Here is a 2,781-nt window from a genome sequence, read left to right on the forward strand (position 1 = left end):
CCGCCCCAGCCCGGACGATCAGCCCCTGCGCCAACGCCTGCGCGAGGGCCTGGCGCAGGCACCAGCCAAAGGTCTGGAAGCACTGGAATCGCGCGCCATCGAGCAGTGGCGCCAGCGCACCGCGGCACAGGTGCACCACCGCGGTCCGCTGGCCGTTCTGCAGGCCGGCTGGCACCAGCACCCGGCGCTGGTCAGCGGCGCCCTGCTGGCGCTGGTCTTGGCCGCGTTGCTGCTGCTCAAACCCTGGGCGCAGCCCGATCCGGCGCTGGACGAACTGCTGCAGCCCGATGTGCTCTCGCTGATGGCGGCGGGCGAACTCTGATCGGGTGCCCGGGCCGCTCCGGCGTCACCCGCCCGCCCGTTTGACTCGGTAACCCAGGGCCTGCAGAGTCGCCATCACGCGCTCGATGTGATCGCCCTGGATCTCGATCACCCCGTCCTTGACCGTGCCGCCCGTGCCGCATGCGGCCTTGAGTTGCTTGCCCAGCACAGCCAAAGCCGCGGCGTCCAGCAGCACACCTTTGACCACGGTCACCGCCTTGCCGCCACGGCCCTGGGTTTCACGCGAGACGCGCACCGTGCCGTCACCCTGCGGAACAGGTTTCTGACCACAGGTGCACTGGGCCACCGGCTGGCGGCAGCCGGGGCACATGCGGCCCGATTCGGTGGAATACACCAGGCCACCGCTGGAGAGCTTGTGTTTCATGGGCCGGCATCGTAGCGCGCCCCGCGCGCGTGCCCCCAGCGGCGACAATCGGGGCACATGCCTGCCTCCACTTTCTCCGCTCTCGGACTCCTCCCCACCCTGGCCCAGGCCGCTGCCGACCAGGGTTTCGCTTCTCCCACGCCCATCCAGCAAGAGGCCATTCCGGTCGTGCTGCAGGGGGCTGACCTGCTGGCCACCGCCCAGACCGGCTCGGGCAAGACCGCGGCCTTTGCCCTGCCGCTGCTGCAGCGGCTGCAAACAGGCCCGGTGCACACACCGCGGCGCTTGCGCGCGCTGGTCCTGGTGCCCACGCGCGAGCTGGCCGCCCAGGTGGGCGAGGTGCTGCGCAGCCTGGCACAACACCTGCCGTCGCGGCCGCGCGTGGCCGTGGCCTTTGGTGGCGTGTCCATCAACCCGCAACTGATGGCGCTGCGCGGCGGCGCCGATGTGATGGTCGCCACGCCCGGGCGCCTGCTGGATTTGGTGGAGCACAACGCGCTGCGCCTCTCGGCGGTGGAACTGCTGGTGCTGGACGAGGCAGACCGCCTGCTTGACCTGGGCTTTGCCGACGAACTGGACCGCGTGCTCGGCTTGCTGCCCGCACAACGGCAGAACCTTTTCTTCTCCGCCACCTTCCCGCCCGCGGTGCAAGCCCTGGCCGGCGGCCTGCTGCACGACCCACAGCGTGTGGACGTGCCCGCCCCCGCACAGGCCGAAGCCGTGGTGCTGCAACGCGCCATCGCGGTGGACGCAGGCCGTCGCACCCAGTTGCTGCGCCAACTCATCAAAGACAACGGCTGGGAACGCGTGCTGGTGTTCGTGGCCACGCAATACAGTGCCGAACGCGTGGCCACCAAGCTGCACCACGGCGACCTGTACGCCACCTCATTCCACGGCGGACTGAGCCAGGGCGCGCGCAAGCAGGCGCTACAGGAATTCAAGGAAAAGCGCTGGGACGTGGTGGTCACCACCGACCTGGCGGCCCGTGGCATCGACATCGCGCAACTGCCCGTGGTCGTCAACTACGACCTGCCCCGTTCTGCGGTGGACTACGTGCACCGCATCGGCCGCACCGGCCGTGCGGGCGAGAGCGGCCTGGCCGTGAGCTTTGTCAGTGCCGACACCGAAGCCCACTGGCGACTGATCGAAAAACGCCAGGGCCTGAGCCTGCCGCTGGAACAGGTGCCGGGCTTTGAAACCACCGAGGCGGCCGCACCCGCCGGCCCTGCGGGGGGCGGTATCAAAGGCAAGCGCCCGAGCAAGAAAGACAAGCTGCGTGCGGCTGCAGCCAATGCTGCTGCGGCAGCCCCCCAACAGGACTGAACGGCTGGATCCTGGCGGCAAAGCCAGGCCCGGAAACAAACAAGCCCACCGGTGGGTGGGCTTTTTTTCTGCAAGTGTGGTGACTTGCCGTTTTGGTGGGCGGTGCAGGGTTCGAACCTGCGACCCCTGCCGTGTGAAGGCAGTGCTCTACCACTGAGCTAACCGCCCGAAAATCTTGCTGACTGGTGCTTTCGCTGTCAGGTCCGATCGTTCGGAAGCCTCAAATTATAGCGTGCGTTTTGACGTCTTCCTGCTTTGCATCGAAATTTTTTGCACAACCCCGTCGCCCGCTCAGGCCGCCTGCAGCTGGCGCCACAGCGTCTTGCCCTTGCAGGCCTTGTCCAAGTCGGCGAGCGCCGCTTCGTGCGCCAGCTGCTCCTGTTCGTTGGCGCACAGCACAGGCAGCTCGAAACGGCTGAGATCGACCTGCTCGACCACCACACCGGGGGCGCTGTTGTCACCCGCCTCGATCAGCAGCGCATCCTGCCCGCGCGTCATGTTGATGTAGACGTCGGCCAGCAGCTCGGCGTCCAGCAAGGCACCGTGCAGCGTGCGGCCCGAGTTGTCCACCTCCAGGCGATCGCACAGCGCGTCCAGGCCGTTGCGTTTGCCCGGGAACATCTCCTTGGCCATGACCAGGGTGTCGGTCACGCCCGACACGATCTTCGTGATCGGCGGTCGGCCGAGCAGGCTCAGTTCCTTGTTGAGAAAGCCGATGTCGAACGGTGCGTTGTGGATGATGAGTTCGGCAC

Annotated in this window: 4 protein-coding genes and 1 tRNA gene; 2 read left to right on the top strand and 3 right to left on the bottom strand. The window is 67.6% G+C overall.

Annotated features, from left to right (window positions below):
* A partial coding sequence (locus tag ACR2JA_RS20485) for a hypothetical protein (protein WP_434010905.1) occupies positions 1-322 on the top strand: 322 nt, incomplete at its 5' end.
* A gap of 24 nt (positions 323-346) precedes the next feature.
* Here the strand turns inward: ACR2JA_RS20485 and ACR2JA_RS20490 are convergent.
* Positions 347-706, bottom strand: a complete 360-nt coding sequence (locus ACR2JA_RS20490; RefSeq protein ID WP_434010906.1) for a translation initiation factor Sui1 — start codon at positions 704-706, stop codon at positions 347-349.
* A 57-nt stretch (positions 707-763) separates the two neighbouring features.
* Between ACR2JA_RS20490 and ACR2JA_RS20495 the strand changes: the two genes are divergently transcribed.
* Positions 764-2,029, top strand: coding sequence for a DEAD/DEAH box helicase (locus ACR2JA_RS20495; protein ID WP_434010907.1), 1,266 nt, complete (start codon positions 764-766; stop codon positions 2,027-2,029).
* A 93-nt stretch (positions 2,030-2,122) separates the two neighbouring features.
* Here the strand turns inward: ACR2JA_RS20495 and ACR2JA_RS20500 are convergent.
* Both ACR2JA_RS20500 and ACR2JA_RS20505 read right to left on the bottom strand, forming a co-directional pair.
* Positions 2,123-2,197 (bottom strand) — tRNA-Val (locus ACR2JA_RS20500).
* Positions 2,198-2,320: 123 nt separating this feature from the next.
* Positions 2,321-2,781, bottom strand: a 461-nt coding sequence (locus ACR2JA_RS20505; protein WP_434010908.1) for an exonuclease domain-containing protein, incomplete at its 5' end; no start/stop codon positions are given.

The organism is Hydrogenophaga sp. (genome assembly GCF_051007235.1).
Lineage (GTDB): Bacteria > Pseudomonadota > Gammaproteobacteria > Burkholderiales > Burkholderiaceae_C > Hydrogenophaga.

Excerpts from the sequence above, each read along its gene's own strand:
- ACR2JA_RS20490 (WP_434010906.1), bottom strand. The coding sequence starts at position 706 with ATGAAACACAAGCTCTCCAGCGGTGGCCTGGTGTATTCCACCGAATCG.
- ACR2JA_RS20495 (WP_434010907.1), top strand. The coding sequence starts at position 764 with ATGCCTGCCTCCACTTTCTCCGCTCTCGGACTCCTCCCCACCCTGGCC.